The following is a 26,875-nucleotide window of genomic DNA, read 5'->3' as shown; positions in this document are numbered from 1 at the left end:
GTACATCCGCTAGTCGTCGTTGTCAGTGGCGGGCTGAACCAGGGTCTGCACCTCCGGGTCGTCCCACGGACCGGTGACGCGATATTCCACGCGAGCGGCCTCTTCGATTTGATCCCCAATCCCCAGCACTCGTTCCGCCAACAGTACCACCACCCCGGTTACCGGACCGCCGACCAGGGCCCCGACGATCGGCAGTGCGGTACGCAGACTCGGCACCACCACGATGTGGTGATCGTAATCGCGCGCGACCAGGCCGGTGCGACCGCTCAGTCGTACGCGCGCGGATGGGCCCCGCATCTCCAGATCGGGGACGTGCAGATTGCCATCTTGCAGCGTCGCGGTCGCCTCCAGCCGATCGAACGAAAGTCCTTCCGTGAACACGTCACGGAAATCGAGCCGCAGACGTCGCGGCAACACATCCAGACTCACCAGCCCCAGCAGGCGCCCTGCCCCCGGCTCGACATCCGCCAGGCGGCCATCTTCGAGTTCCAGCTCCATCGTCCCGGCCAGTAACGCCAGGCGCGGTGCATACAGCGGACCAGGCCAGGACAGGTCCAGTCGACCCTCCCCCTCGCCCCCCACCAGTGCGCGGGAGAGCCGTGCCGATGACAGGGCCCCTCCCCAGTCATCACCAGACAGCCGGACATCCAGACGGCTGTCGGGCCGTCCGTCGGCGAGGACATGCCAATGGCCAGTCCCTTGCGCCCGCAAATCGCCGTCCGGGCCGCGGGCGCGCAGGCTCTCCACCCGCAGACCCTGGTCCACGGGCTCCAGTGCCAGGTGGACATCGGCCAGGCGGTACTCGCCGACTTGCAGCCGGTCCAGGATCAGATCCACCCCCGGCCACTCCCGCGGGTCCTCCAGCCCCCCGCCTTCCACGGCCCGCACGGTCGTATCGCTGTCCGGCTCGCCATCAAATTCCATATCCTCAAGGATCAAATGACGCAGGCGCGCCTGCCAGCGGTCACGCCCATCGCCGGACGCACGCCAGGTAGCGCTTCCCGCCAGCCACGCCGACTGGGCCTCCAGGTCCCAGCCATCCTCGCGCCGCTGTCCCTGCAGACGCGTACCCGGGATCTCCAGCTCGCCCCAGCGGATACGATCGCGCACGTCCAGCTCGATCCGCTGCAGACTGAGGCCGTCGCTGCCATCTGCGGCTTCCACATCTCCCAGGTCCACATCCCGCGCCCAGGGCGCATCGGCCAGCGCCTCCAGCCAGGGCTGGACGTCCAGCTCCGGCAGCCGTGCCCGCACCGAAAGGCCCTCGCCCGGAAGCGAGAGCAGGGTTGCGGCCGGGATGCCTATCTCCAGCGCCATGGCCTGCACGTCCGTTCCGGCCGCAGCGGTCTGTGGATCCACCCCGCGCGCATCCGGGTCGTCCGGTGCCTGACTTGGGCTCAGGCGCAGGTGGGCCCGCAAGGTCTCGCCCAGCCGCACATGCCCGATGCCCGCCCGGCTGTGACCGAACGGGAGCGTTACCTCCAGTGGGCGCCGCTCATCGGGTTCCTTGCCAATCGGGCTGGGCCAGTCGATCCCGACGCCGACCAGATCCGAGCTCAGGTCGAGACGCACGCCATCGATGGCATCCCCCAGCCGCAGGGTCGCATCCCAGGTCGCGCGCCCCTCCAGATATGGCTGCAGGGCGGGTATCTCCTCCAGCCACGGTTCCAGCGGCTGGGGGCCATGGGCGCGAATCGTGGCCTCCTCGCCGTTCAGCGGCCAGTCGGCGCTGACATTGATCCACTCTCCATGGACTCGTGCCTGCACATCATCGGCCCATACCCGGTCGTGGGTATCAAAATGCACCGCACCCTCCACGGCCTCGAAGCCGGTCGGCCAGCCGGCGACTTCGGCCCGCGTATGCAGCAGGTCCAGCTGTCCCTGCACACGGACATCCTGCAGGCGGTCCTCGTCGAGCGGCAGGGTAATGCCCAGGGCCAGACGCGTGGGCCCCTCGATCATGGCCGCATCGCGAATCTCGGCGGCGTCCTCCAGCAACCCGGCCTGACGCAGGTACAGCAGCAGGTCCTGTGCGGTGCCGTCGCCCGTCCCTTCGATTTCCAGGACCGGGGTGTCCATCATGTCGTCGATCCACACCTCGGTGCCGTGGACCGCCGTATCGAGGATGCGTCCCGAGACATCGGTCGCGCGGAAACTCGCGTTGTGGAACAGCAGGCGCCCGCGCAAGTCCTCCGCCACCGGCCAGCCGGGCTCGTAATCGAGCCGGCCTTCCTCGATATCCGCCCACAGGTCGAACACACCCGACTGATCCGTAAACGGGAAGTCGCGGCCACGGCCGCGATAGACCATACCGCCCCCGTCGGAGACCCCCGTCTGGATGCTCTCCGCCAGCCACTGGTAGGTATTGGATGGCAACAGGTGGATGGGCAGATAACGCTGGGTGTAGTCGCCGTCGGCGCGCAGGATATCCAGCGCCAGGTCCACGCGCGGGCCCGACTCGTGTCCGTCGAACAACAGCCGCATGCGTCCGCGCGCCGCCGCGTGCTCGTTCGCGACATCGAGCCCCTCCCCGGCGATGCGCCAATCACCCGCCTCGCTGCGCTCGGCCCGCAGCCGCCCGCGCACCGTCTCGACCCACAGGGGGTCATCAAACAGGGTCGGCATCTCGAAGCGCACATTGCGGCTGTCGAGGTCGAGCTCCAACCCGCCCTCGCGCCAGGAGACCTCCCCGTCGAACCCCTGCACGCCCGGCCCGTAATCGCCCGCATGCCATTGCAGATCGCGCAGTTGCGCCAGCGCCTCCACCGGCTCCAGGCGTTCCCCGTCATGCTGTGCCCGCACCCAGGCATCGCCAAGCCGTCCGCGCGGGCGCACCTCGCGCAGGGGGTCGGCCAGCTCGGGCGCGCGCTGCTCTACCAGGAACAACAGGGGGGCATAGGGTTCCACCTCCAGGTCCCGCGCCGCGAGTTCCAGCGCCTCGACGATCAGGGCCTCGGGTTCCCCCCCGAGCGTATAGCGCAGGCGCAGATCGCCCGACCCCGGGCGCGTGGCGGTCCAGTTGGATTCATGGGCGGCGCCGCGCACCCGCCAGTCGAAGCGATGACCAAAGGCACCCCCCGGCTCGCCCCCGGCTCCGTCCAGCTGGGTGTCGTGCTCGCCGCGCAGCGCGACCACACGGCCATCGTCGATCTCGCCCCAAAGGCGCAGAGCGGTCGTGCCGGGAGGCGGCTCCCAGCCCAGGCGCACCAGCCAGGGAGACCAGGCGCCCAGTGCCACCGGCTGGGTATCGAGGAAGAAACGTGCATCGCGGGCGGTCGCATCCGGCACCTCCACTCCCAGGATGAAGTCACCGTCGGCCGCCCCCTGCATGGCGCCATCGAGAAAGACTCGCAGCCGGCCCCGGGCATCCGTCCGCACGGCCAGGCGCCGCACGTCCAGGACCGACTCCAGCGCCGCCCCGCGGTCCTCCCAGGTGACGCGCACCTCGCTCGCCTCGAGATCCGGCCAGCGCTCCACCGGGATCTCCAGCAAGGCGCCGTCGCCCAGCCCCACCTCGTAGCCGTGTACGTGAATCGCGCCATCGGCCTCGCGGACCACCCGGACCTCGGTGCCGGCCACTTCGATCTGCATCGACGGAAAACGGCTTCGCAGCGTCGCACCGGCGCTGAGTGACAGGCGCAGACGTTCGAGATGCAGCGGTTCCTCGCCGGACAGGTCGACACGCACGCCCCGGGCAACCAGCGCCGGCGACCAGCCGGACCAGCCCAGATCGATCTCGTCCGTGCGAACGGGGTAGCCCAGCTGTGCGCTGGCCGTGGTCTCCACCCACTCGTCCAGCCCGTCCCAGTGGGCCACCGTCAGGCGCAGAGACAGCAAGGCAAGCGCAGCCAGCGCAATCAGCAGCAGGAGGACGCCAACAGCGACACGAACGGAGTGTGACAGGGCTCTCATTTCAGCCCCGACCGGCCGCAACACCGCCGGCCCGGTGTGCCGGGACCCCTGCGCTGTCTGGGCCCGTGCATCGCTGTCACGCCGTCCGTTTCCTCCTCCGTTCCTGGCTGGGGGCTCGTTTACCCAGCGTTTCCCTGGCTAGAACAAAACCACCTAGATGAAAACCACGTCGAACTGCTCCTGGGTATATAGCGTCTCCACCTGGAAACGGATCGGGATACCGACAAAGCTCTGCAGCTCCGCCAGGCTCGCCGATTCCTCGTCCAGAAGCAGGTCGATCACGTTCTGCGAGGCGAGCACGCGCAGTTCGCGCGCGTCGTACTGACGTACCTCGCGCAGGATCTCGCGAAACAGCTCGTAGCAAACGGTCTCGGCCGACTTCAGATAGCCGCGCCCCGCACAGGTTGGACACGGTTCGCAGAGCTGGTGTTCCAGGCTCTCGCGCGTTCGCTTGCGCGTCATCTCCACCAGCCCCAGTGGCGAGACATCGCAGATCTGCGTCTTCACGTGATCGCGTTCGAGCGCCTTCTCCAGCGCGCGGATCACCTGGCGCTTGTGCTCGTCGTCCTGCATGTCGATGAAATCGATGATGATGATCCCGCCGAGATTGCGCAGGCGCAGCTGGCGCCCGATCGCCTGGGCCGCCTCGAGGTTGGTCTTGAAGATCGTCTCTTCCAGCTTGCGATGCCCGACGAAACCGCCGGTATTGATATCCACCGTGGTCATCGCCTCGGTCTGGTCGAAGATCAGGTAGCCCCCGGACTTCAGCTCGACCTTGCGCTCCAGCGCCCGCTGAATCTCCTCCTCGACATTGAACAGATCGAAGATCGGGCGCTCGCCAGGGTAATGCTCGATCCGCCCGACCAGCTCCGGGAGGTACTGTGCGACGAACTCGCACACCTTCTGGTAGGTCTCGCGTGAATCGATACGGATGCGCTCGATCTCGACCCCGACCATGTCGCGCAGGATGCGCAGCACCAGCGGCAGGTCGGCGTAGACCTCCTCCCCCGCACTGGCCTCGGCGGCGGCGAGCTGAATGCTGTCCCAGACCTTCTTCAGGAAGGCCGTGTCGTTTTCCAGGGCCTCGTCGTCCACCAGCTCCGCCGCGGTGCGCACGATAAAGCCATGCTGCGGGGCGATCTCGTCGCGCAGCGCCTCCACCTTCTCGCGCAGACGACTGCGCGAGCCCTCGTCCTCGATACGCGTGGATACGCCGACATTGCTCTGATTCGGCATCAGCACCAGATGGCGGGACGGCACGGTGATGTAGGTCGTCAGCCGGGCGCCCTTGGTGCCCAGCGGGTCCTTGATCACCTGCACCAGCACATCCTGGCCTTCGCGCAGCAACTCGCGGATGGTCTCGGCACGGCCGGAACCATTGCCGCCGCCGTTTCCGGCGCCATTGCCCGCCCCATTGCCCACTCCTGGGCCATTAAGCTCTTCACGCTCCACCGGGGCCACGTCGGAGGCATGCAGAAAGGCCGTACGATCCAGGCCGATGTCCACGAAGGCCGCGTCCATGCCCGGGAGCACGCGCACGACACGACCCTTGTAGATGTTGCCGACGATCCCGCGCCGACGGGCCCGCTCCAGGTGCAGTTCGGTCAGAACGCCGTTGTCGACCAGGGCCACGCGGCTTTCCTGGGGGGTGACGTTCATCAGGATTTCGGTACCGGTCATGCTGGGTTTTTCTTCTTGTTGTTGTGAATGTACAGGCCGCGCCGACGTCCCGCGCAGCCGTGGGACGTCGGCGCGGCGGGACTACTTGGAGTCGGCTTCGGCGGGCTCGGGCGTTGCGGCCTGCTGCTCCGCCTCGCGCCTGGCCTCGAGCTTGTCGGTGCGCGGCCAGGACTTGATCACCGCGTGCACAAGGGTCGCCAGCGGGATCGCGAAGAACACGCCCCACAGCCCCCAGATGCCACCGAACACGAACACCGCCGCGATGATCGCGACCGGGTGCAGATTGACCACCTCGGAGAACAGCAGCGGGACGAGCACATTGCCGTCCAGGAACTGGATCACCCCGTAGGCGATCAGCAGCCACGCAAACTCGCTGGACAGCCCGAACTGGAAGTAGGCCACCGCGGCCACCGGGATCGTCACCACTGCCGCCCCGATATACGGGATGATCACCGAGATGCCGACCATGAACGACAGCAGCACGGCGTATTCCAGCCCGAACCAGTTGAAGGTCAAAAAGCTCACTGCCCAGACGATCAGGATCTCGATGAACTTGCCGCGCACGTAGCTGGCGATCTTCACGTTGACCTCGCGCCACACCTCGCTGGCCAGGTGCGAGTCGCGCGGCATGAAGCTGCGTACCCAGTCGAGGATCAGGTCGCGGTCCTTCAGCATGAAGAAGACCATCAGCGGCACCACGATCAGGTAGATCACAACATCCACCAGATGCCGGGCGCTGGCCAGCGAGAACGAGACGACGCGCTGTCCCAGCATGGTGGCCTCGGCCTGGATGGCGCCCATCAGATCGCGCACCTGCTCGTCCGTAATCAGTTGCGGATATCGCTCGGGCAGCTGCAGGAGCAGCGCCTGCCCCTCGCGGATCATGCCCGGCAGTTCGCGCACCAGTTGCGTCACCTGGGCCGACATCAGCGGCACGACACTAAAGAGGGCAGCCACCGTCAGCGCCAGGAAAACGATCAGCACGATCGTGACCGCCAGCAGGCGTGGAACATGCAGGCGTATCAGCTTTTGCACCGCCCCCTCCAGCAGGTAGGCGATAATCAGCGAAGCGAGCAGCGGCGCGAGAATGCGCCCGGCGAAGACGATAATCAGGAACCCCGCCAGCAGCAGGAACGCCAGGATCACTACCTGAGGGTCGGTGAAGTGCCGCCGGTACCACTCGCGCAGGACGTCGATCATCGCGACTCGTCCCCGTCAGCCGAACCACCGTTCGCCTGAGTATCCTCGCCCTGGCGCATCGGGTCCTCGGCCAGTACCTTTTCGTAGTGGGTCTGGAACACAACCTCCAGCTCGTCGATCACCTCCACCGCCGAACGCCCCTGCATCACATGCTGGGCCATCAGCGCCGAAGTCTCGTTGAGCAGCTTGGAGCGATCCAGCATGTGATAGGTCGCCGACAGCCGGCGCATCGCCTTGACCACCGACTCCTGCTCCGGGCGCGGAATCGGCTCCGGCTCGGGCACCGGTTCCGGTGCCGGGGCCGGCGACTCCTGTTCAAGGAATCGCGCGAATTTCAGCAGGCTGGCCTGATCCTCGGGCGACAAGCGTGACGCGATCTCGGCCAGCTCGCGCGCCGGGTCGTCCTTTTTCTTCTTGCCACGGGCCAGGGCGGAGGCGACATCGCCCCCGCCCAGCCCGCCGGGACTGCCCATCGGAGGGAGCATGCCTACTCGTTCTCGATCTTCAGGCTGAACACGGGCATCTTGCGCCGCTCCTGCATCAGGCCGAGCTCCTTCACCAGGGCAACGATCACGTCCTCGGTGACCTTTTGCATGTCACCCCATTCCATGCGCGCCTCGCCCAGCAACTCGCCCATGTTCGGCGGCGGGTTGTGCTTGGCCTCCATGATGATGTCTTCCAGCATGCCCGGCTTCATTTCCGGCCGGAACAGCAGGCCGTAGGTCAGCTTGTCCGGCCGGACCGCCAGCCAGTCACCATCGTCGTCCACCAGGACCGGCTCCAGCCCCTCCGGCAGATCCACGCGGCCGTTGACCAGCTGCAGCACGCGACGCCCGTCCAGGGCCTCGGCCAGGTCGTCGCCCTCGCCGGCCGCGGTCTTGTGCGCAGTCACGAAACGGGCCCGGTACATCGGGTCCTCATGCGCGGTGCCGCCAGCCTGTTCGGCTACCAGCAGCCCGCCCATGCCCAGCCCCACGACCGGGCGCTGCGAACGGCGGAAGATATCAATCAGCGCCAGCTCGTCGGGGACCTGCGGGTTTTCTTCATGGTCCGCGGTCGGCCAGGCACCACCGAGCAGCCACAGGCCGTCAAACTGGGCCGCCGACCCGGGGAGGTCCTGGCCGACAAAAGGCCGGTAATAGGAAAAGCCGATATCGCGCTTTTCGAGCTGCGATTCGATCAGGCCGAGAAACTCGGAATAGCTATGCTGCACTACGCAGTAATTCTTCATGTCGCGTCTTCTATTCGATTGGATTCTGTGTTCGCGGGGTCACCCTCGGCAGCGCCGGGCCCCAGGCCCGTGCAGTAGCCGCGCAGGAACTGCATCAGCACCTCCAGCGTCGGCACGCGGAACTGCTGGCGCGCATGCACCAGCGAGATCGGGCGTTCCAGCGGCGGGTCCAGCGGGATCGCCGCCAGCTCGCCCAGTGTCAGTTCCTTGGCGACCACGGCCTCGGACAGTACCGACACGCCCATGCCCGCCGCCACGGCGCCCTTGATGGCCTCCGGGCTGCCGAGTTCCATACACCCGCGCAGGGTATTGCGGTCGTAACCGGACCGCCCAAGGTACTCCATGATGACCTCGCGGGTCCCGGAACCCTCCTCGCGGCATATGAATGGCTGCTCGACGAACTCCGCGACCCGCACATTCTTGCGGCTGGCCAGTTCGTGCTCCGGCGGCACAATCAGGCGCAACTGGTCCACCGTGCAGGGCTGTACCAGCAGGGTGCGATGGCTCACCGGCGCCTCGACGATCCCCAGGTCAACACTGCCCTCTTCAACCATCGCGACGACATTCTCGGTGTTGCCGACACGCAGCCGGATACCGATATCCGGGTGTGCCCGACGGAAGGCGCCGAGCAGGGCCGGCAGCATGTACTCGGCCACCGTCATGCTCGCGCCGATCACGATCGCCCCGCCGTCAGCACCCTTCAGCTCGCGCAGCGCGGCCTCCAGCTCGCCGTAGGTATCGAAGATGCGCTCGGCATAGCGCTGCACCAGACGCCCGGCCTCGGTCAGGGTCACCCGATTGTGGTTACGGTCGAACAGCCGCGTCTCCAGCTGCTCCTCCAACTGGCGCACCTGGAAGGTGACTGCCGGCTGGGTCATATGCAGGACCTCGGCCGCCCTGGTAAAGGACAGGAGGCGCGCCACCGTAAGAAAGACCTGCAAGCGTCTATCGGCCATGCACCACTCCGCAACCCGTACGATTCGGCATGCTACCAAGCCACTCGCAAGGGGGACAGCCAGACGCACACCCATGAGCGACTGGCACCCACCAGTGACCGGGGAATGAACTCACCAGTCTCACGGGAATCAATTTTTAAAGAGGGACAGGCTGACAAAACTCATTCCAGCAAGGAACGCGCATGGAGCAGCTTTCGGAGTTTGACCGACCCTGGCGTCCCGAATCCTGGCTCGGGGTAACCGGCGCCTGGCGCCTGACCGGCGTGGGCCTGGTCCTGATCCTGATGGCCGGCATCACACTGCTGGTCTATCAGACTGGCGGCACCAGCACGGCCTATCTCAACTTCATCCTGATCCCGGTACTGCTGGGCGCCGCCCTGATGGGCCTGTGGGGCGGACTGGCCTTCGGCCTGCTCGCCGGGCTTCTGCTGGGGCCTCTCATGCCCCTGAACGTGGACGAAGGTATTGCACAGCCGACCCTCAACTGGGCAACGCGGGCAGGGATCTATCTGGTGCTGGGCGGGTTCAGCGGCTGGCTGTTCTCCCAGCTGCGCCAGCACGCAGCGCGGCTGTTCGATCAGGCCTACCACAACCCCGTGACCGGCCTGCCCAATCGCGAGTCACTGGAACTGCATATTCGCCATTTGATGGCCCAGGCGGAGGGCTCGGAGCAGCCCGCGACCCGGGTATTCGTGCTCAGCCTGCAAATGGACAATTATGCGGACACGATCAGCGCCCTGGGCTTCGCCGCGGAGAGACCCCTGCTGATGGGGATTGCCGAACGACTTCAGGCCGTCGCCGGGAGTCCGGACACGCTCGTCTACCATATCCACGACGACCACTTCGCCCTGCTGCTGCCCCACCGCAGCCGCCAGGAGTGCCTGGCCACCACACAGGAGGCCGTGGAAGAGTTGCAGGCGCCGTTCGAGGTGCTCGGGCTGCCGGTTTACGTCGGGGCCCACGCCGGGGTGTCCTCTTTTCCGTTCCACGAACAGGACGACCCGCAAAGCCTGCTGACCAAGGCCTGGATGGCGATGCACGAGGCCAGTCAGTCGGGCCGGCGCTACCGCACCTACGACCGACGCAGCAACGACGCCGGCCGCCAGACCGTGGAGCTTCTGGGCGAGCTGCAAAGCGCCCTGGAGGACGACCAGTTCCAGCTGTACTACCAGCCCAAGGTGACCCTGCGGCGTGGCGAATTGTGCGGCTTCGAGGCCCTGTTACGCTGGCAGCACCCGCACCGAGGACAGGTACCGCCGGACCGGTTCATTGCACAAGCCGAACGCACCGGGCTCATCCACGCCCTGACGCTCAAGGTGCTGGACCTGGCGATCGCCGACCTCCTCGTGCTGCGCGAGCAAGGCATCCAGGCCCCGGTCAGTATCAATGTCTCGGCGCGCAACTTCCTCGATCCCGACTTTGCACAAACCATTATCGAGCGCATAGAAGCCGCCGGTCTCCCGCCCTGCGCGCTGGAAATCGAGTTCACCGAGACGGCCCTGATGGCCGATCCTGATCAAGTCATCGAGGCCCTGCGGCGTCTGACAGAGCGCGGGCTCGCACTCTCCATCGACGACTTCGGCACCGGATATTCCTCTCTTGCCTACCTGAGGCGACTCCCGGTGACGACCCTCAAGGTCGATCAAACCTTCGTCTCCCACATGGCCACTCAGAGGGTGGACGAGCAGATCACCCGCGCGGCCGTGGGCCTCGCACACGACCTTGGCCTGAAGGTGATTGCCGAAGGCGCGGAAGACAGCCAGACCCTCGCCATGCTGCGCGAACTGGGCTGCGACGCCGTCCAGGGCTTCGGGGTCGCCCGCCCCATGCCCTTCGGCGAGGCACTGCAATGGGCACGCCATCAGACGGTCGAGCCCTCGTTGCGGCGCGAGTGCGCACTGGAGCAGGACGATCCGTGATGATCTTGCGCCCGGCCGCCGACTGGGCTAAGATCCGCCGTCTTTTGCTAGACCCAATTTCCGGAGTCCCCGAGATGGCCCGAGTATGTCAGGTGACCGGCAAGCGCCCGGCGACTGGTAACAACGTATCCCACGCCCACCGCAAGACGCGGCGGCGTTTCCTGCCCAATCTGCACACCCACCGCTTCTGGGTGGAGAGCGAGAACCGCTTCGTGCGGCTGCGCGTGAGCAGCAAGGGCATGCGGATCATCGACAAGCTGGGCATCGATGCGGTGCTCGCGGACTGCCGCGCACGCGGCGAAAAGGTGTAAGGAGCTACCCATGGCAGCGAAGAGCGCACGCGACAAGATCCGCCTGGTGTCCTCCGCCGGCACCGGTCACTTCTACACCACGTCGAAGAACAAGCGGAACATGCCCGAAAAGATGGAGATCAAGAAGTTCGATCCCGTTATCCGCAAGCACGTGATGTACAAGGAAGCCAAGATCAAGTAATCCCTGCCCGGCGCGAGAGCGCCTGATGGCAGAGCTATAAGCCCGGCTTGGCCGGGCTTTTTTATTTCCTGTGGCCTCGAGTGGGCGCACCATCACGGGCACCACTCATTCGGAGCCTATCCTTCCCCGGCCGCTCCCTGCTGTGCCGCCGTCTCTGCCCAGCGCATCATCATGCGTCCCCACTGATGGGCGGTTGCCGGATCCAGTTCGATCTTGGTGTAACGGCCGCCATCGCGGATAATAACCCTCAGGAGAGGGACTCCCGAGTCGTGCAGGATCTGCCGCAACTCCACGACCTCACCAAACGGCGCATCAATCGACTCCATGATGTGTTCGCTCTCTCCCGGGCCGGCCGCGCGCAGATCGGGCCGCCTCGTTCATCAACTGGCAAAGCGCAAGCATGCACCCTATTTTTGTCGGCCGGCAACCCATCTTCGATGCGCACGAGCACCTGGTCGGCTTCGAACTCCTGTTTCGCGCCGGCCACCGTAGCGAAGCGGCGGTGACCAATGGCGACGAGGCCACCTCGGACCTGCTGCGAAGCGCGTTCGTGGATATCGGCCTGACCCATCTGGTCGGTCCGCATCTGGCCTTCGTCAACCTGACGCGGTCCTTTCTCGACGACGACATCATTACCAGCCTGCCGCCCGAACAGGTGGTCCTGGAGATCCTCGAGGACATCGAGATCGATTCCGAGGTCGTCGCCGCGGTACAAAGGCTGAAGCAACGCGGTTTTCGCATCGCGCTGGATGACTACCAGTTTCAGATCCACCACTCGCCGCTGGTGGCACTGGCAGACATCGTCAAGCTCGATGTGCTGGTTTTGTCCACCGAGGCACTGGCGCGCGAGGTCGAGACGCTGCGCGCATTCGGCGTAGAGCTGCTGGCAGAGAAGGTCGAAACCGCCGAGTGCTACCACCACTGCCAGCAACTGGGTTTTCGCTACTTCCAGGGCTACCACCTGTCACACCCGCACGTGATCGAAGGCCAGCGCCTGGAGAGCCTGGAAGTCGCGCTGTTGAAGCTGCTGAAGACACTGCAGGACCGCGATCCCGAACCGTCGGAACTGGAACGTCTCATTGGCGCTGAACCCGATCTAGCCGCCCAGATCCTGCGCATCGCCAACAGCCCCGCGTACCGCGCGGAACAGCCCACGGTCGATCTGGCTTCGGCGATCGAGCGTCTGGGACAGGGGCGAATCCGCCGCATCGGGATGCTGCTGGTGCTCAACAATGCGGCCGGACCCTCGGCCGCGGTCGAACAGGTCATGATCCGCGCCCGCATGGGGATGCTGCTCGCCCGGGCGTGCAACCTGACAGCCCCGGAGTGCGAGTGCCACTTCTCGCTGGGGATGCTCTCGGGATTGGACCGCGTACTGGGCATCCCGCTGCGTCGCATCCTGAACGAACTGCATCTGGTGCCAGAGACGGAACAGGCGCTGATCGAACACAAAGGCCCGCTCGCCCCCTGGCTGGAGACCATCGAGGCGTTCGAGGGACCGGCAAGCCCGCCCCCCGCCGGCGAATCCCCGGTGGCGCCACAGGTTGCCAGCCGGCTCTACCTGGAATCGGTACGCTGGACCGAGGACATACTCGACGCGCTGTCCAGGACCTGACTGATGGCACCCCACCTGTACAACCGACTCGTCTCGCCCGGGACGACGCTCCAGGACGGCCTCCACGTGCGACTGGATGCCCCCGTGGGGATCCAGGCCGGGGCCGGCCGGATCGAGGTCGCCCCCGGCCTCGAGGCCCTGGCCCCGGATCTCTATATCGAGAGCTGGTGTGGAAACGGCCCAGCACGTTCCACGAACGCCACGCCCCTGCATCTGCTGGAGTTCGATGATGTTCTGTTCGCCGCCTGGCAGGGCCCGGACCGACCTTTGCGCGAACAAACCGAGCAGGCCTACCGTCAGCTCCTGAACGCCTGCAGGGAACGCGGCTTCGAGCACCCGGCACGCATCTGGAACTATTTTTCCGACATCCACGGTGACGAACAGGGCCAGGAACGCTACCAGGCCTTCTGTATCGGGCGCGCCGAGGCGCTGGGGGCGCTCGAAGTCCCGCTGGGCAGCATGCCTGCAGCCACCGCAATCGGCACCCGGCAACCGGGCCTGTTCGTCTACCTGCTTGCCACCCGTGCCCCGGCCCGTGCGATCGAAAATCCGCGCCAGGTCAGCGCCTACCACTACCCCGAACGCTACAGCCCGAGAAGCCCGGCCTTCGCGCGCGCCACGCTGCTGCTGACCGCGACCGGGCCCATGCTGATGGTCTCCGGCACGGCCAGTATCGTCGGTCACGAAAGCCGCCACCCGGACGATGTGGTGGCCCAGGCGCGCGAGACGGTAACCAACCTCCAGGCCCTGCACGACACGGCAGGGCGCGAACTCCCCGGCCCCGCGTGGTTGCGGGTCTACCTGCGGCGTCCCAAAGATCGCACCGCCGTTGCAGGGGTGATCGCCGACCACTACAAGGCAATGAAGCCGGGCCCCGTCATCCAGTGGGCCCGGGGCGACATCTGCCGGCCAGAACTCCTGCTGGAAATCGAGGGCGTTCATGCCTGAGCTCCCCGAGGTCGAGACCACCCGGCGGGGCCTGTCACCTCTTCTTGAAGGCCAGACCATCGAACGGCTCGAGGTACGCAATGGACGCCTGCGCTGGCCGGTGCCGGAGGAGCTGCCCGGGCGTCTGGCCGGGGCCCGCATCACGACATTGGCGCGACGAGCCAAATACCTGCTGCTGGACACCGACCGTGGCGGGGCACTATTGCATCTCGGTATGTCCGGCTCGCTGCGCCACTGCACGCCCGACGTCCCGCTGCGCACGCACGATCACCTGATCCTGCATCTGACGAATGGCTCGCAGGTGCGCTTTCACGATCCTCGCCGCTTCGGGTGCTGTCTGCCGCTGCCGGAGACCGGTGAGGTGCACCCTCTGCTGGCCGCCCTGGGGCCGGAACCACTCGATGCCACATTCAACGGCGACTACCTGTTCCACCGCAGCCGCGGGCGCCGGGGCCCGGTCAAGGCCTTCATCATGGATCAGGATATCGTGGTCGGGGTGGGCAATATCTATGCGACCGAGGCGCTCTTCCTGGCCGGGATCCGTCCGGGGCGGGCCGCCGGGCGCGTAACCCGGGCGGAATACGAACGACTGGCCGGATTCATCCGCACCGTGCTGGGCGCGGCGATCGAACAGGGCGGCACAACCCTGCGCGACTTCCTGCGCGAGGACGGGACACACGGGTATTTTCGCCAATCACTGCGGGTCTACGGGCGCGCCGGAGAGCCGTGCCTGGAGTGTGCGACACCGCTGCGCAACCGGCGCATCGGGCAGCGCGCCTCGGCGTACTGCCCGACCTGCCAACGGTAGCGAGCCGCGCACGCCCGGGAAACGCTAACTAGCCGCGCTGACGCGCGATCCGCAGCACATCCGGCAGACGCCGCAGGCCGCGCATGATCTGGGCCAGGTGCTGACGATCACTGACGGTCAACAGGAAGGTCATCGCGGTGGAGTGGCCATCCTGCTCGTTGAACGAGATGTGCTCGATATTCGAGCCGTGATCGGCGATCACGGCCGCCATGTCGGCCAACGCACCGCGCCGGTTGGCGGTGCGGGTGCGCACCGCCGCGGTGAATTGCAGTTCCGGCTCGTGCGACCACTCGAGCGCGATCGTCTTGTCCGCCCGGTCGCGGCTCTCGTGCAGCACGTTGCGGCAGCTCTCCCGGTGCACGACCAGCCCACGCCCCGCGCTCAACTGGCCGATAATCGGGTCACCCGGGATCGGGTGGCAGCAGCGGGCGTAGTTCAGCACCAGACCCTCGGTACCCTTGACCGCCAGGGTAGTCTGAGTCGTGTTGTCGGCGTCCGCGCTTTCCTTGCCCACCATCTGGCGCGCGACCAGCGAGGCCATGCGGTTGCCCAGCCCAATATCCACCAGCAGGCTGTCCAGGTCCTGTAGCTGCATCGCGTCCAGCAGCTGATCCAGACGCGCCGGCGAGATCTGCTTGAGCGTAGCGTCCAGCGCGCTCAGGGCCTTCTCCAACAGGCGCTCGCCGAGGGCCCGGGCCTCATCCGACTGCATCGACTTCAGGCAATGCCGGATACCAGAGCGGGCCTTTCCGGTGACGACGAAGGACAGCCAGGCAGGGTTGGGGCGCGCGCCAGGCGCGGTGACAATCTCGACCGTCTGTCCACTCTGAAGGCGTACCGAAAGCGGCGCCAGCTGGCGATCGATCTTCGCGGCCACGCAGCGGTTGCCGACATCGGAATGCACCGCATATGCGAAGTCGATCGGGGTCGCATCGCGCGGTAGAACCAGAATGTCGCCCCCGGGGGTGAAGGTGTAGACCTCGTCCGGGAACAGATCGACCTTCACGTTCTCCAGGAACTCAATGGAGTTGCCGACGCTGTTCTGGATCTCCAGCACATCCTTAAGCCACTCGCGGGCCCGGCTCTGCGCGGTTCGCGCGGACTCGCCCCCGGCCTTGTACTGCCAGTGCGCGGCGATCCCGCTCTCGGCCACGCGATCCATCTCGGTGGAGCGGATCTGCACCTCGATCGGGATGGCCTGCGGCCCGAACAGGATGGTATGCAGCGACTGGTAGCCGTTCGACTTGGGGATCGCGATGTAGTCCTTGAAGCGCCCCGGCACCGGCTTGTAGAGGTTGTGCACCACGCCCAGCGAGCGATAGCAGGTGTCGACATCGTCGACGATGATGCGGATGGCGAAGACGTCGAACACCTCCTCGAACGAGTGGTGCTTGTCGCGCATCTTGCGATAGATGCTGTACAGGCTCTTTTCGCGCCCGGAGATGCGCCCGACGATCCCCGCCGCCTCCATGCGCGAGCAGATGGCCTGCTCGATGTTCTTCATCGGCTCGCGCCGGTTGCCCCCGGCCCGCTGCACGGCGCGCTCCAGCACGGCGGCGCGCCAGGGATGCTTGGCGGAAAAGCCGAGCTGCTCCAGCTCGCGGCGGATCGCGTTCATCCCCAGGCGCTGGGCGATCGGCGCGTAGATCTCCAGGGTTTCCTTGGCGATGCGGCGGCGCTTGTCCGGGCGCATCACGCCCAGGGTGCGCATATTGTGCAGGCGGTCGGCCAGCTTGATCAGGATCACCCGGATGTCGCGGGTGATCGCCAGCATCATCTTGCGGAAGTTCTCCGCCTGCGCCTCGGCCTTGGACTGGAACTGCAGGTGGGTCAGCTTGGAGACACCATCGACCAGCTCGGCCACTTCCTCGCCGAACTCGGCGTGGATGCGGTCCTTGCTGGTGGCGGTGTCCTCCATGACGTCATGGAGGATCGCGGCGCAGATGGCCTTGTGGTCCATCCGCATCTCGGCCATGGTCCGGGCCACGGCCAGCGGGTGGTAGATATACGGCTCGCCGGTCTTGCGGGTCTGGCCTTCGTGGGCCTCCGCGCCCAGCAGATAGGCGCGATAGACCTCCTCGACTTCGTCCGGCTCGAGATAGGACTCGAGCTCGGAACACAGATCGCTGATCAGGAATCGGGTCGAGTCACCGGGAACCGGCGATGCGGCCCCGGGCGCGGCTGGCTGCCCAGCGGCCATGAGTTATCGACCCCTAGCGTTCGTCGGCTTCCAGCTGCTCCAGATGGCGGATCGTGCTGAAGTCCAGCATCTGGTTCTGGGGCCGTTCATCGTGCTCGTCGAACACCTCGGTGCCGACCAGCCCCTCGGCGATCTCGCGCAGGGCGATGACCGTGGGCTTGTCGTTGTCCTCGGATACACGGGGCTCCTTGCCGTGTGCGATGTGACGGGCCCGGCGGGCCGCCATCAGCACCAGTTCGAAGCGATTGTCCACTTTTTCGAGGCAGTCCTCGACGGTGACGCGTGCCATGGGTACTCCGGTTATGAGTCGTTAATACTGCATGTTACGCCGTGCCCGGCGTGCTCGCCAACAGATTCCGTATCGTCGATGCGGAGCGTATCTCCTGCTCTACCGTGCGCAGACGGTTGGAACGGAAGATGCTGGCCAGATCACTGACCGCCCGCTCGAAATCCGAGTTGACGACCGTGTAGTCATATTCGCGGAAATGCGTGCAATCAGACTCCGCGTCGCGCAGGCGCCGCTGGATAACCTCTTCGCTGTCCTGCCCGCGTCCGCGCAGGCGGCGTTCCAGCTCGTCGCGCGACGGCGGCAGAATGAAGATCGAATGCGCATCCGGCACCGCCGCACGCACCTGACGCGCACCCTGCCAGTCGATCTCCAGGATCACGTCCATGCCGGCATCCAGGCGCTCTTCGACGCTGGCGCGTGCGGTGCCATAGAAGTTGTCGAACACCTTCGCGTGTTCCAGCAGCTGGCCGTCCTCGATCATGCCGAGGAATTCCTCGGCCGAGACGAAGTGATAGTGCTCGCCGTCAACCTCGCCAGCGCGCGGCTTGCGCGTCGTATGCGAGACCGAGACCTCGACCTGCTCCACCCGCTCCAGCAAAGCGGCGACCAGGCTGGTCTTGCCTGCGCCCGATGGCGCGGAAACGATGTAGAGGGTGCCGCGAACGGCCTGGGAAGTGGCGGTCATGAACGCGTCCGCAGGAGCAGAACAGGAATGGAATCATCGGCTGGCTGCCGGCCAGATACGACCCGGCACACCAGGGAAATAGAGTTGGTCGGAGTGAAAGGATTCGAACCTTCGACCCCTGCCTCCCGAAGGCAGTGCTCTACCAAGCTGAGCTACACTCCGAACCGAGCCCGCTATTATGCCGAGCCACTCCGGGCGTGTCCATGCCCTCGGCCAACGGAATACGTGATCCGGGCAACGCCCGATGCGCTTGCGCGGCCGCGAGTGCACCGACCCGCGGCCGCGCCCGGTCAGTGATCGCGGCCCACCGCGAAGCGCGCGAGGTCGATCAGGGCCTGGCGGTGTGGCGACTCGGGGAGCACGGACACCGCGGCAATCGCTGCCTCGGTCTCCGCGGCCGCGCGTTCGCGGGCGTAGTCCAGGGCCCCGGTGGCGTGGACAACCTCGAGCACTGCATCCACCTGTTCGCGCCCGCCGTCCTCGATCGCCTGGCGCACAATGGTCTGCTGCTCCGGCGTACCGACCCGGATCGCCTGAATCAGCGGCAGGGTCGGCTTGCCCTCGGCCAGGTCATCGCCCATGCGCTTGCCGGTCACGGCATCGTCGGAAGAGTAGTCGAGCACATCGTCGATCAGCTGGAAGGCGGTGCCCAGATGCATGCCATAGCGCGCGAGCGACTCTTCCTCGGCCCGCGGACGCTCGCCCAGGATGGCGCCCAGCTGGCAGGCGGCCTCGAACAGCTTGGCCGTCTTCGACTGGATCACGTTCATGTAGCGGGCCTCGTCGACATCGGCATCGTGGCAGTTCATCAACTGCATCACCTCGCCCTCGGCGATCACGTTGGTCGCGTGGGCCAGGATCTCCATCACCCGCATCGAACCGACCTCGACCATCATTTCGAACGCGCGCGAGTAGAGAAAATCGCCGACCAGCACCGCGGCCTCGTTGCCAAAGATGTGGTTCGCGGTCTCGTTGCCCCGGCGCATCTCGGAGGCATCGACCACATCGTCATGCAGCAGGGTCGCGGTGTGGATAAACTCCACCACCGCAGCCAGCACCACCGGCTCCTCGCCCTCGACCGCGCAGGCGCGCGCCGACAGGGTCGCCAGCAGGGGCCGCAGGCGCTTGCCCCCGGAGTGGATAATGTAGTGACCCAGCTGGTTGATCAGCACCACCGGCGAACTGAGCCGGTCACGGATGCACTGGTCGACCGCCTGCATGTCGTCTGCAGCCAGCTCTCGGATTGCGTTGATGGACATGCGGGTAGGCGCGCCAGTATGAGGAAGTTGGTAGGCGCTGGCATGCTAGGAAGGCCCCGGTGGGGTGTCAAGCGCGCACCGCCGAATGGCATTGACCCGAACGCGACTCGCTGCTAGCATTTCCGCCCTTTCGCGAGACCGGTCTTCAGTTCCAGACTTTACGGGCCGGTCCACACAGGTATCGCAACGGAGTCCCAGGGAAATGTACGCGATCATCGCAACAGGTGGTAAACAGTACCGCGTCGCCGAAGGTGACGTGATCCGCATCGAAAAGCTTGAGGCCGAAGCCGGCTCCGAGGTCGAGTTCGACCAGGTGCTGATGGTCGGTTCGGGCGACGATGTTCGCGTCGGGGCCCCGCTGGTCGACGGCGGCAAGGTGACCGCGAAGGTCGAGGACCATGGCCGTGCCAAGAAGGTCCACATCATGAAATTCCGGCGCCGCAAGCATTCGCAGAAGCAGATGGGGCACCGCCAGCACTACACCACCGTGCGCATTACCGGCATCGCCGGCTGACGCGCCGGCGCACTTTTTCAGGAGAACGAATCCATGGCACATAAAAAGGCAGGCGGGAGTACCCGCAACGGGCGCGATTCCGAGAGCAAACGCCTGGGCGTAAAGCGCTTTGGCGGCCAGGTCGTGCGCGCCGGCAACATCCTCGTCCGTCAGCGCGGGACGCAGTATCATCCCGGCGAGAACGTGGGTTGTGGCAAGGACCACACGCTGTTCGCGAAGGTGGACGGCCAGGTCGTGTTCAAGGTCGGTGGGCCGAACAACCGGCGCTTTGTGAGCGTGCAGCCGCAGCAGTAAGCGGACACGCCACTGGTAGCGCCAAAAGCCCCGTTCCGCGGGGCTTTTTTATTGTGCGCATCAAGAACGGGAACCAGGAAGAAGCGGCATGAAGTTCATCGACGAGGCAACCATTACCGTGAAGGCCGGCGACGGCGGGAACGGCTGCGTGAGCTTTCGCCGCGAGAAGTTCATCCCGTTTGGCGGGCCGGACGGCGGTGACGGGGGCGATGGCGGCTCTGTGTGGCTGGTCGGCGACGAGGGGCTCAACACCCTGGCCGACTTCCGCTACCAGCGCCGCTTCGACGCCCAGCGTGGCGAGAACGGCATGGGGCGCCAGCGCACCGGTGCCTCCGGCGCGGACCTGGAGATCCCGGTCCCGGTCGGCACCCAGGTCCGTGACGCCGATACCGACGAGGTCCTGGGCGATATCACCCGCGACGGCGAGCGCCTGCTGGTCGCCCAGGGCGGCTTTCACGGGCTCGGCAACACCCGCTACAAGTCCTCTACCAATCAGGCCCCGCGCCAGAGCAAGCCCGGCACGCCGGGCGAGCTGCGAAAGCTGGCGCTTGAGCTGATGGTACTGGCTGACGTGGGGCTCCTGGGCCTGCCGAATGCCGGCAAGTCCACCCTGCTCTCGCGCGCCTCGGCCGCACGCCCGAAGATCGCGGATTACCCGTTCACCACCCTGATCCCGCAGCTGGGCGTGGTGCGCATCGGACCGAACCAGAGTTTCGTGATGGCCGATATCCCCGGCCTGATCGAGGGCGCGGCAGAGGGCGCCGGGCTAGGCACCCGCTTTCTCAAGCACCTGGCGCGCACCCGTTTGCTCCTGCACGTGGTCGACGTGGCCCCGCCCGACCCCGAGGCCGATCCGGTCGCAGACATGCAAACCGCGCTGGGCGAGCTCGAACGCCACAGCGACGAACTGGCCGGTCGTCCGCGCTGGATCGTGCTGAACAAGAAGGAACTGCTGGACGCCGAGGCCCTCGAGGACCTGATCGCGAGGGTGCGCGAGGTGGCGGGCGACCAGCGCCCGGTATTCACCATCTCCGCCGCCACCGGCGACGGGGTGGACGCGCTGATGCAGGCCGTCATGCGCCACATCGAAGCGGCCAACCAGGAGCCCGCTACGGCCCCCACGGCGACCGGCGAGGCCGGGGAGGATCGCGCGTGAACACCCGCGCCCTGCGCGAACTCCCGGCCATCCGCCGCGTGGTGGTCAAGATCGGCTCCGCGCTGATCACCGCCGATGGCGCGGGCCTGGATCGCCCGGCGCTGGAATCCTGGGCTCACCAGATCGCCGCGCTGCGGCGCAAGGGGCTGGAGGTCATCCTGGTCTCCAGTGGCGCCGTGGCCGAGGGCATGCGCCGGCTCGGGATGAACGAGCGCCCGCACCAGCTGCATCGCCTGCAGGCCGCCGCGGCCGTGGGGCAGATGGGTCTGGTGCAGGCCTACGAGCGGGAGTTCGCAAGCCACGACCTGCACGCGGCACAGGTCCTGCTGACGCATGACGACCTCGCCGATCGCTCGCGCTACCTGAATGCCCGTTCGACCATGCAGGCCCTGCTGGAGATGGGGACCATCCCCGTGGTGAACGAGAACGACACGGTCGCCTACGAGGAGATTCGGCTGGGGGACAACGACACCCTGGCGGCCCTGGTCGCCAACCTCGTGGTCGCAGACCTGCTGCTGATCCTGACCGACCAGGACGGCCTGTTCGACCGTGATCCGCGCCAGCACGCCGACGCAGAGCTGATCCACGAGGGCCGCGCCACGGATACCGAACTGCACCGCTTCGTGGCTGCCGATTTCGGGCGCCTGGGGCGCGGCGGCATGGCCACCAAGCTCAAGGCCGCGGAGCGCGCCGCGCGCTCCGGCACGCATACCGTGATCGCCTCCGGGCGCGAGGCCCAGGTGATCGGCCGCGTGCTGAAGAACGAGCGCCTGGGCACCTGGCTAAAGCCCGACCGCGAGCCGCTGGCCGCGCGCAAGCGCTGGCTGGCCGACCAGCTGCATTCGCGCGGCGAACTCCTGCTGGATGCCGGCGCAGCACGCGTACTGCGCGAGTCGGGCCGCAGCCTGCTGCCGGTGGGCGTGGTGGGCCTGCGCGGCGACTTTCGCCGCGGCGAGGTCGTGACCTGCGTCGACCCGGACGGCCGCCCGGTCGCGCGCGGGCTGACCAACTACGCCTCCAGCGAGGTGGAACGCATCCGCGGCCTGCGCGCGGACCATGTCGAGGCGGAGCTTGGCTACCTCCTGGAACCCGAGCTCATTCACCGCGACAATCTCGTTCTCTTGTAGATGCATTGCCCCGGCGATCCCACCGCTCGACGAATGCGGTAAGGTGCCCGCATCCCGAATCACCGACCCGAGCCAAGGAGCCCGCATGTCGCGCGAAATCATCCAGACCGAAAATGCCCCGGCCGCGATCGGCCCCTACTCCCAGGCCGTGCGTGCCGGCGACACCCTGTACCTGTCCGGCCAGATCCCGCTGGACCCGGCCACGATGGAGCTGGTCGACGGCGGCATCGAAGACCAGATCCGCCGCGTGTTCGACAACCTGAAGGCCGTGCTGGAGGCCGCCGGTGCGGATTTCTCCGACATCGCCAAGCTGAACATCTTCCTGATCGACCTGACCCACTTCCCGCTGGTCAACAAGATCATGAGCGAGGTCTTCGCCGAGCCGTACCCGGCCCGCGCCGCAATCGGCGTAGCCGCCCTGCCCAAGGGTGCGCAGGTGGAGATGGACGCCATCGCCTGGTGCCCGCGCGGCTGATCCGCGCGCGGCGACCGCGGTGGACCTTCAGGCACCGCTGACGGGGTTCAAGGGCGTCGGCCCCGCAGTGGCCGAGCGTCTGGCCCGCCTGGGCCTGGAACAGGCCCGCGACCTCCTCCTGCACCTGCCGCTGCGCTTCGAGGACCGTACCCGGCTGACCCCGATCCGCGCCCTGCGCCCGGGACTCCCCGCCCTGTTCGAGGGCCGGGTTACCCATGCCGAGGTCGTCCATCGCCGCCGACGCATGCTGGTGGTCACGCTGGAAGAGGACGGCGCGTCCATCCTGCTGCGATTCTTCCATTTCGGCAGTGGTCAGCAACGCCGCCTGAGCCCGGGCACGCGCATTCGCGCCTTTGGCGAGCCCCGCGGTATGCCCGGCGCAATGGAGTGCGTGCACCCGGAACTCCAGGTGGTGGGCACGAAACCACCCGTGCTGGAGCCCCACCTCACTCCGATCTATCCCACCACCGAGGGCATCTCGCAGAAGCTCCTGCGCCAGCTGGTAACCGAGGTCCTGCCGACGACCGGGCAGCTGCCCGACCTGCTCCCGGAGCTGAACCAGCGCCAGCTGCCCGGGCTGCACACGGCCCTGCAGCAGCTGCACCACCCGCCGGCGCGGGCCGAGGCCCTGGATGCACTGGACACCGCCGAGCAGCGCGGGCCCGCACGCACCCGCCTGGCCCTGGAGGAGTTGACCGCCCACCAGCTCGCCCGCATGGAACAAAGCCGCGCCCCGCAGGATACGCGCCGCGCGCCGGTCATCCGCCCCGAGGGCGCACTGTGGCGACAACTGCGCGACCAGCTCCCGTTCGAGCCCACCGGCGCACAGGACCGCGTGATCCACGAGGTGCGCGAGGACCTGGCCCGCCCGGCTCCGATGAACCGGCTGGTGCAAGGCGACGTCGGCTCCGGCAAGACCCTGGTCGCAGTCGCGGCCGCCCTGGCGGCGGTGGAGGCGGGCCATCAGGTGGCATTCATGGCCCCCACCGAGCTGCTCGCCCGTCAGCATGGGCGCAATCTCGCCATGTGGCTGGAACCGCTGGGCGTGTCGGTGGCGTGGCTGGGCGGACGCCAGGGCGCCAGCGAGCGGAGCCAGTTGCTTTCGGAACTGGCCAGTGGTCAGCGCCAGGTCGCGATCGGCACCCACGCCCTGTTCCAGGAGGAGGTCCGCTTCCAGCGCCTGGGGCTGGCGATCATTGACGAACAGCACCGCTTTGGCGTGCACCAGCGCATGGCCCTGCGCGACAAGGGCAACGGCCAGACGCCGCATCAACTGATTATGACCGCGACCCCGATCCCGCGCACCCTGGCCATGGCCCTGTACGCCGATCTGGACAGCTCGGTCATCGACGAGCGTCCACCGGGGCGCACACCCGTGCGCACCGCACTGATCAGCCACGAGCGCCGCGACGAGGTGATCGAGCGCATCCGTGCCGCCTGCGGCTCCGGCACCCAGGCCTACTGGGTATGCCCGCTGGTGGAGGAATCGGAACAACTGGAGGCAGAGTCCGCGGAGGCGACCGCCGAACGCCTGCGCGAAGCGCTGCCGGAGCTGAACATCGGGCTGGCCCATGGGCGCATGAAGGGGCCCGAGCGCGATACGGTGATGGAACGCTTCCGCGCCGGCGCGCTCGATCTGCTGGTCGCGACCACGGTGATCGAGGTCGGCGTGGATGTCCCCAACGCCAGCCTGATGATCATCGAGAACGCCGAACGCATGGGGCTGTCGCAGCTGCACCAGTTGCGTGGACGTGTCGGGCGCGGCAACACCGCCTCCGCCTGCGTGCTGCTCTACCGCCCGCCGCTTGGCGAGACCGCCCGCGAGCGCCTCGAGGCGATGCGCCGCACCGACGACGGCTTCGAGATCGCGGAGGTCGACCTGCGGCTGCGCGGCCCCGGCGAGCTTCTGGGCACACGCCAGACGGGCGACCGCAGCTTCCGCGTGGCCGACTGGTCACGCGATCAGGACCTGCTGGAGGAGGCCACGGAGCTGGCCCTGCGGGTGCGCGAGGACCCGCCGCGCGCCGCGGCCCTGATCGAACGCTGGCTGGGCAGCGCCACGCGCTATGCCACCGTCGGCTGAATCCGGGCCGCACGGAACGCCCGTCCCCGTCATCCATCAGACAAGAGAGCAAAGGAGTACTCAATGCCCGTTGAATCACTGTTATTGCTGCTGCTGGTCGGCGGCATCGCCGGCTGGCTCGCGGGTTTGCTGGTCCACGGCGCCGGCCAGGGCATCCTCCTGAATATCGTGATCGGGGTCATTGGGGCGGTGCTGGGTGGCTGGCTGTTCACCCAGCTGGGGGTACCGACGGCCGGCCTGATCGGGACCCTGGTGGCGGCCACGGTGGGGGCGATTCTGCTGCTGGCGCTGCTGCGCCTGATCGCACCACGCAAGTGGTAAACGAACCGCATGGAGGGAGACGCGATGATCCAGATCCTCGGCATTGTCCTGCTGGTCGGTGGCCTGATCGCGGCCATCGTCGGGCTGCAGGACAGCTTCGGCCTGCGTGAACGGGCGGCGCGTCTGTTCCTTGGCCGCTTCACCCGGCGCACGCTTGCCCTGCTGATCGGGGGCGTCACCGCCGCGGTCGTGGGGCTTGCCCTACTGGTCTGACTCCCCCGCAGTCATCCCCCAGCGTATGACTTTTCCAATGCTCACACCCCGAAAAAAGGTTGGCGCATATCGTCCGACCCGGTAGGGTCCGGACCGGGAGCAGGCGGTCACCCCGGGACGGGGGGCACGCCCTGCCCCGACCATAACAAGACCCCGGGGGACCGCATGACGCACTATTCCACGCGCCGACTGGCGCTCAGTGTGGCCGTCGCCGGCGCCGTGTTCGCCGCGCCGGCCACCCTGCTCGCAGCGGGGTTCTACATCCAGGAACAGGGTGTCACCGGCCTTGGCCGAGCCTATGCCGGCGAGGCCGCCGCCGCCAATGACGCCAGCACCATCTACTTCAACCCGGCCGGCATGACGCGTCTGCAAAGCGGCGAGTTTCAGGCCAACGTGCACCTGCTGATGCCGCGCACACGCATGAGCGACCGGGGCTCCTCGGCCACCGGCGCCTTCGGCGAACAGGCCACCGACGGTGGCAACGGCGGCAACCCGTACGAGCCGACCCCCGTCCCGAACCTCTACTGGGCCGAGCGCTATGGCGAGCGCCTGTGGCTGGGCGTGGGGCTGACCGCACCCTATGGCCTGGCCAACGACTACGACGACGACTTCTTCGGCCGCTACGACTCCACCGAGACCGACCTGAAGGTGATCAACCTGCACCCGTCGATGGCCTTCGAGTTGAGCGAGCGCGTCTCCATCGGCGGCGGCCTGGACCTGCACTACGCGAACGCCACGCTGCGCAGCGCCATCCCCTCGCTCGCGGGGCCGGATCCGGACACCGATGGCGAATTCAAGCTGGAGGGCGACAGCTGGGATGTCGGTTTCAACCTGGGCCTGCAGGCCGACCTGACCGACGCGACCCGGCTGGGCCTGCACTACCGCCACGGGGTCAGCCAGAACCTGCGTGGCACCGCAACGATCACGCCCCCGGCCGGGACCGGTGCGGATACCAACACCATGTCCGCGCAGGCCGAACTGAAACTGCCGGATATCGCGAGCGTCGCCCTGTCGCACGAGTTCGATGCCCGCTGGACCGGGCTTGTGCAGTACACCTGGTTTCGCTGGTCGAACTTCGACGAGATCGATGTTCGCGGCAGCGGTGGCGGTTCCATCCAGACCCTGGATCAGAACTATCGCGACAGCTATGCGATCGCCCTGGGCGCAGAATATCAGGCCAACCCGCAGTGGACGCTGCGCGCCGGAATCCAGTACGACCGCACACCGACCCGCGACGGATTTCGCAGCACGCGCACACCGGATGGCGACCGCACCTGGTACACGGTCGGCGCCAGCTACCGCGCCAGCGATCGCTTCAGTTTCGACTTCGGCTATGCCTATATCGACGTTGGCAGCGAGTCGATCGAGCTCGAATCGGAGTTTGCCAATGTCGGGGTAACCACCGAGACTCGCGGGCGCACGCGGGGCGATGTACACGTCCTGTCGGCGGGATTGCGCTACCGCTTCTGATGCCTGCCGGGGCGAGGGATCGCGCCCC

General features: G+C 66.9%; 26 protein-coding genes and 1 tRNA gene. 15 read left to right on the top strand and 12 right to left on the bottom strand.

From position 1 onward, the window contains the following. Nucleotides 1-9: 9 nt before the first annotated feature. From C936_RS0105245 to C936_RS0105220, 6 genes are all read right to left on the bottom strand, one after another. Complete coding sequence (locus tag C936_RS0105245; protein WP_018649278.1) at nucleotides 10-3,912, bottom strand: YhdP family protein; 3,903 nt, start codon at nucleotides 3,910-3,912, stop codon at nucleotides 10-12. Between the two features lie 153 nt (nucleotides 3,913-4,065). Next, on the bottom strand, nucleotides 4,066-5,592 hold the full coding sequence (rng, locus tag C936_RS0105240) for a ribonuclease G (RefSeq protein WP_018138651.1): 1,527 nt from the start codon (nucleotides 5,590-5,592) through the stop codon (nucleotides 4,066-4,068). An 81-nt stretch (nucleotides 5,593-5,673) separates the two neighbouring features. Further along, a complete protein-coding gene (locus C936_RS0105235) occupies nucleotides 5,674-6,792 on the bottom strand; it encodes an AI-2E family transporter (protein WP_018138650.1) in 1,119 nt (372 codons plus the stop codon). Then, nucleotides 6,789-7,265, bottom strand: coding sequence for a hypothetical protein (locus C936_RS0105230; RefSeq protein WP_018138649.1), 477 nt, complete (start codon nucleotides 7,263-7,265; stop codon nucleotides 6,789-6,791). Before C936_RS0105230 ends, C936_RS0105235 begins: the two co-directional genes overlap by 4 nt. A 14-nt stretch (nucleotides 7,266-7,279) precedes the next feature. Further along, on the bottom strand, nucleotides 7,280-8,023 hold the full coding sequence (locus tag C936_RS0105225) for a type 1 glutamine amidotransferase (protein WP_018138648.1): 744 nt from the start codon (nucleotides 8,021-8,023) through the stop codon (nucleotides 7,280-7,282). After that, nucleotides 8,020-8,979, bottom strand: coding sequence for a LysR family transcriptional regulator (locus C936_RS0105220; RefSeq protein ID WP_018649277.1), 960 nt, complete (start codon nucleotides 8,977-8,979; stop codon nucleotides 8,020-8,022). Before C936_RS0105220 ends, C936_RS0105225 begins: the two co-directional genes overlap by 4 nt. A 182-nt stretch (nucleotides 8,980-9,161) precedes the next feature. On the opposite strand from C936_RS0105220, the gene C936_RS0105215 reads away from it, so the two are divergent. The 3 genes from C936_RS0105215 to rpmG all read left to right on the top strand — a co-directional run bounded on the left by C936_RS0105215 (nucleotide 9,162) and on the right by rpmG (nucleotide 11,390). Further along, nucleotides 9,162-10,898, top strand: coding sequence for a bifunctional diguanylate cyclase/phosphodiesterase (locus C936_RS0105215; RefSeq protein WP_018649276.1), 1,737 nt, complete (start codon nucleotides 9,162-9,164; stop codon nucleotides 10,896-10,898). Between the two features lie 74 nt (nucleotides 10,899-10,972). Further along, nucleotides 10,973-11,209: a 50S ribosomal protein L28 gene (rpmB, locus tag C936_RS0105210; protein ID WP_012983361.1), complete on the top strand. Its 237-nt coding sequence runs from the start codon at nucleotides 10,973-10,975 to the stop codon at nucleotides 11,207-11,209. A gap of 10 nt (nucleotides 11,210-11,219) precedes the next feature. After that, the gene (rpmG, locus tag C936_RS0105205) at nucleotides 11,220-11,390 is read left to right on the top strand and encodes a 50S ribosomal protein L33 (RefSeq protein ID WP_012983362.1); all 171 of its coding nucleotides are present in this window, start codon (nucleotides 11,220-11,222) and stop codon (nucleotides 11,388-11,390) included. Nucleotides 11,391-11,506: 116 nt separating this feature from the next. Here rpmG and C936_RS0105200 read toward each other — a convergent pair whose 3' ends face one another. After that, a complete protein-coding gene (locus C936_RS0105200; protein WP_018138645.1) occupies nucleotides 11,507-11,716 on the bottom strand; it encodes a hypothetical protein in 210 nt (69 codons plus the stop codon). Nucleotides 11,717-11,790: 74 nt separating this feature from the next. Here C936_RS0105200 and C936_RS0105195 point away from each other — a divergent pair, with 74 nt between their 5' ends. The 3 genes from C936_RS0105195 to mutM are packed head-to-tail and all read left to right on the top strand — an operon-like array spanning nucleotide 11,791 to nucleotide 14,761. Then, the gene (locus C936_RS0105195; RefSeq protein ID WP_018649275.1) at nucleotides 11,791-13,005 is read left to right on the top strand and encodes an EAL and HDOD domain-containing protein; all 1,215 of its coding nucleotides are present in this window, start codon (nucleotides 11,791-11,793) and stop codon (nucleotides 13,003-13,005) included. Nucleotides 13,006-13,008: 3 nt separating this feature from the next. Beyond that, nucleotides 13,009-13,953, top strand: coding sequence for a hypothetical protein (locus C936_RS0105190; protein ID WP_018138643.1), 945 nt, complete (start codon nucleotides 13,009-13,011; stop codon nucleotides 13,951-13,953). Continuing rightward, a complete protein-coding gene (mutM, locus tag C936_RS0105185) occupies nucleotides 13,946-14,761 on the top strand; it encodes a bifunctional DNA-formamidopyrimidine glycosylase/DNA-(apurinic or apyrimidinic site) lyase (RefSeq protein ID WP_018138642.1) in 816 nt (271 codons plus the stop codon). Before C936_RS0105190 ends, mutM begins: the two co-directional genes overlap by 8 nt. A gap of 28 nt (nucleotides 14,762-14,789) precedes the next feature. Here the strand turns inward: mutM and spoT are convergent, their stop codons facing one another. The 5 genes from spoT to ispB all read right to left on the bottom strand — a co-directional run bounded on the left by spoT (nucleotide 14,790) and on the right by ispB (nucleotide 19,194). Next, nucleotides 14,790-16,961, bottom strand: coding sequence for a bifunctional GTP diphosphokinase/guanosine-3',5'-bis pyrophosphate 3'-pyrophosphohydrolase (gene spoT, locus C936_RS0105180; protein WP_018649274.1), 2,172 nt, complete (start codon nucleotides 16,959-16,961; stop codon nucleotides 14,790-14,792). 13 nt (nucleotides 16,962-16,974) lie between these two features. Continuing rightward, the gene (gene rpoZ, locus C936_RS0105175; RefSeq protein ID WP_017925738.1) at nucleotides 16,975-17,250 is read right to left on the bottom strand and encodes a DNA-directed RNA polymerase subunit omega; all 276 of its coding nucleotides are present in this window, start codon (nucleotides 17,248-17,250) and stop codon (nucleotides 16,975-16,977) included. 34 nt (nucleotides 17,251-17,284) lie between these two features. Next, the gene (gene gmk / locus C936_RS0105170; RefSeq protein WP_018138640.1) at nucleotides 17,285-17,935 is read right to left on the bottom strand and encodes a guanylate kinase; all 651 of its coding nucleotides are present in this window, start codon (nucleotides 17,933-17,935) and stop codon (nucleotides 17,285-17,287) included. Nucleotides 17,936-18,020: 85 nt separating this feature from the next. Then, nucleotides 18,021-18,097 (bottom strand) — tRNA-Pro (locus C936_RS0105165). 128 nt (nucleotides 18,098-18,225) lie between these two features. Beyond that, on the bottom strand, nucleotides 18,226-19,194 hold the full coding sequence (ispB, locus tag C936_RS0105160; protein ID WP_018175413.1) for an octaprenyl diphosphate synthase: 969 nt from the start codon (nucleotides 19,192-19,194) through the stop codon (nucleotides 18,226-18,228). 202 nt (nucleotides 19,195-19,396) lie between these two features. Between ispB and rplU the strand changes: the two genes are divergently transcribed. The 9 genes from rplU (at nucleotide 19,397) to C936_RS0105115 (ending at nucleotide 26,847) form a co-directional block, all read left to right on the top strand. After that, nucleotides 19,397-19,708 (top strand): 50S ribosomal protein L21, encoded by a 312-nt coding sequence (gene rplU / locus C936_RS0105155; protein WP_012983371.1) that lies wholly within the window; start codon nucleotides 19,397-19,399, stop codon nucleotides 19,706-19,708. A 33-nt stretch (nucleotides 19,709-19,741) separates the two neighbouring features. Further along, nucleotides 19,742-20,002: a 50S ribosomal protein L27 gene (rpmA, locus tag C936_RS0105150; RefSeq protein WP_012983372.1), complete on the top strand. Its 261-nt coding sequence runs from the start codon at nucleotides 19,742-19,744 to the stop codon at nucleotides 20,000-20,002. A gap of 88 nt (nucleotides 20,003-20,090) precedes the next feature. Continuing rightward, a complete protein-coding gene (gene cgtA, locus C936_RS0105145; RefSeq protein WP_018649273.1) occupies nucleotides 20,091-21,158 on the top strand; it encodes an Obg family GTPase CgtA in 1,068 nt (355 codons plus the stop codon). Continuing rightward, nucleotides 21,155-22,285: a glutamate 5-kinase gene (proB, locus tag C936_RS0105140; protein ID WP_018175411.1), complete on the top strand. Its 1,131-nt coding sequence runs from the start codon at nucleotides 21,155-21,157 to the stop codon at nucleotides 22,283-22,285. Before cgtA ends, proB begins: the two co-directional genes overlap by 4 nt. Before the next feature lie 85 nt (nucleotides 22,286-22,370). Then, on the top strand, nucleotides 22,371-22,760 hold the full coding sequence (locus C936_RS0105135; protein WP_018138636.1) for a RidA family protein: 390 nt from the start codon (nucleotides 22,371-22,373) through the stop codon (nucleotides 22,758-22,760). Beyond that, complete coding sequence (gene recG / locus C936_RS0105130) at nucleotides 22,714-24,843, top strand: ATP-dependent DNA helicase RecG (RefSeq protein ID WP_081616828.1); 2,130 nt, start codon at nucleotides 22,714-22,716, stop codon at nucleotides 24,841-24,843. Before C936_RS0105135 ends, recG begins: the two co-directional genes overlap by 47 nt. A 63-nt stretch (nucleotides 24,844-24,906) precedes the next feature. After that, a complete protein-coding gene (locus C936_RS0105125) occupies nucleotides 24,907-25,164 on the top strand; it encodes a GlsB/YeaQ/YmgE family stress response membrane protein (protein ID WP_018138634.1) in 258 nt (85 codons plus the stop codon). A 24-nt stretch (nucleotides 25,165-25,188) separates the two neighbouring features. Beyond that, a complete protein-coding gene (locus C936_RS0105120) occupies nucleotides 25,189-25,377 on the top strand; it encodes a DUF3185 family protein (RefSeq protein ID WP_026278814.1) in 189 nt (62 codons plus the stop codon). Nucleotides 25,378-25,542: 165 nt separating this feature from the next. Beyond that, nucleotides 25,543-26,847 carry an OmpP1/FadL family transporter gene (locus C936_RS0105115; protein WP_018649270.1) on the top strand — a complete coding sequence of 435 codons (1,305 nt, stop codon included), beginning with the start codon at nucleotides 25,543-25,545 and terminating at the stop codon, nucleotides 26,845-26,847. Nucleotides 26,848-26,875 lie beyond the last annotated feature (28 nt).

The sequence above is a fragment of the Thioalkalivibrio sp. ALJ4 genome (assembly GCF_000377225.1).
Classification (GTDB): Bacteria; Pseudomonadota; Gammaproteobacteria; order Ectothiorhodospirales; family Ectothiorhodospiraceae; genus Thioalkalivibrio.
Note: the sequence above shows the minus strand (reverse complement) of the source record. Positions and strands in the feature narration are given on the sequence as shown.

Bases quoted from the DNA above. Each gene is read 5' to 3' on its own strand.
- rng (WP_018138651.1), bottom strand. From the start codon at position 5,592: ATGACCGGTACCGAAATCCTGATGAACGTCACCCCCCAGGAAAGCCGC.
- C936_RS0105195 (WP_018649275.1), top strand. From the start codon at position 11,791: ATGCACCCTATTTTTGTCGGCCGGCAACCCATCTTCGATGCGCACGAG.
- spoT (WP_018649274.1), bottom strand. From the start codon at position 16,961: ATGGCCGCTGGGCAGCCAGCCGCGCCCGGGGCCGCATCGCCGGTTCCC.
- C936_RS0105125 (WP_018138634.1), top strand. From the start codon at position 24,907: ATGCCCGTTGAATCACTGTTATTGCTGCTGCTGGTCGGCGGCATCGCC.
- C936_RS0105190 (WP_018138643.1), top strand. From the start codon at position 13,009: ATGGCACCCCACCTGTACAACCGACTCGTCTCGCCCGGGACGACGCTC.
- rplU (WP_012983371.1), top strand. From the start codon at position 19,397: ATGTACGCGATCATCGCAACAGGTGGTAAACAGTACCGCGTCGCCGAA.
- gmk (WP_018138640.1), bottom strand. From the start codon at position 17,935: ATGACCGCCACTTCCCAGGCCGTTCGCGGCACCCTCTACATCGTTTCC.
- rpmA (WP_012983372.1), top strand. From the start codon at position 19,742: ATGGCACATAAAAAGGCAGGCGGGAGTACCCGCAACGGGCGCGATTCC.
- C936_RS0105200 (WP_018138645.1), bottom strand. From the start codon at position 11,716: ATGGAGTCGATTGATGCGCCGTTTGGTGAGGTCGTGGAGTTGCGGCAG.
- C936_RS0105230 (WP_018138649.1), bottom strand. From the start codon at position 7,265: ATGGGCAGTCCCGGCGGGCTGGGCGGGGGCGATGTCGCCTCCGCCCTG.
- C936_RS0105225 (WP_018138648.1), bottom strand. From the start codon at position 8,023: ATGAAGAATTACTGCGTAGTGCAGCATAGCTATTCCGAGTTTCTCGGC.
- C936_RS0105115 (WP_018649270.1), top strand. From the start codon at position 25,543: ATGACGCACTATTCCACGCGCCGACTGGCGCTCAGTGTGGCCGTCGCC.
- rpoZ (WP_017925738.1), bottom strand. From the start codon at position 17,250: ATGGCACGCGTCACCGTCGAGGACTGCCTCGAAAAAGTGGACAATCGC.
- C936_RS0105235 (WP_018138650.1), bottom strand. From the start codon at position 6,792: ATGATCGACGTCCTGCGCGAGTGGTACCGGCGGCACTTCACCGACCCT.
- rpmG (WP_012983362.1), top strand. From the start codon at position 11,220: ATGGCAGCGAAGAGCGCACGCGACAAGATCCGCCTGGTGTCCTCCGCC.
- mutM (WP_018138642.1), top strand. From the start codon at position 13,946: ATGCCTGAGCTCCCCGAGGTCGAGACCACCCGGCGGGGCCTGTCACCT.
- cgtA (WP_018649273.1), top strand. From the start codon at position 20,091: ATGAAGTTCATCGACGAGGCAACCATTACCGTGAAGGCCGGCGACGGC.
- C936_RS0105220 (WP_018649277.1), bottom strand. From the start codon at position 8,979: ATGGCCGATAGACGCTTGCAGGTCTTTCTTACGGTGGCGCGCCTCCTG.
- C936_RS0105135 (WP_018138636.1), top strand. From the start codon at position 22,371: ATGTCGCGCGAAATCATCCAGACCGAAAATGCCCCGGCCGCGATCGGC.
- C936_RS0105215 (WP_018649276.1), top strand. From the start codon at position 9,162: ATGGAGCAGCTTTCGGAGTTTGACCGACCCTGGCGTCCCGAATCCTGG.
- rpmB (WP_012983361.1), top strand. From the start codon at position 10,973: ATGGCCCGAGTATGTCAGGTGACCGGCAAGCGCCCGGCGACTGGTAAC.
- C936_RS0105120 (WP_026278814.1), top strand. From the start codon at position 25,189: ATGATCCAGATCCTCGGCATTGTCCTGCTGGTCGGTGGCCTGATCGCG.
- C936_RS0105245 (WP_018649278.1), bottom strand. From the start codon at position 3,912: ATGAGAGCCCTGTCACACTCCGTTCGTGTCGCTGTTGGCGTCCTCCTG.
- ispB (WP_018175413.1), bottom strand. From the start codon at position 19,194: ATGTCCATCAACGCAATCCGAGAGCTGGCTGCAGACGACATGCAGGCG.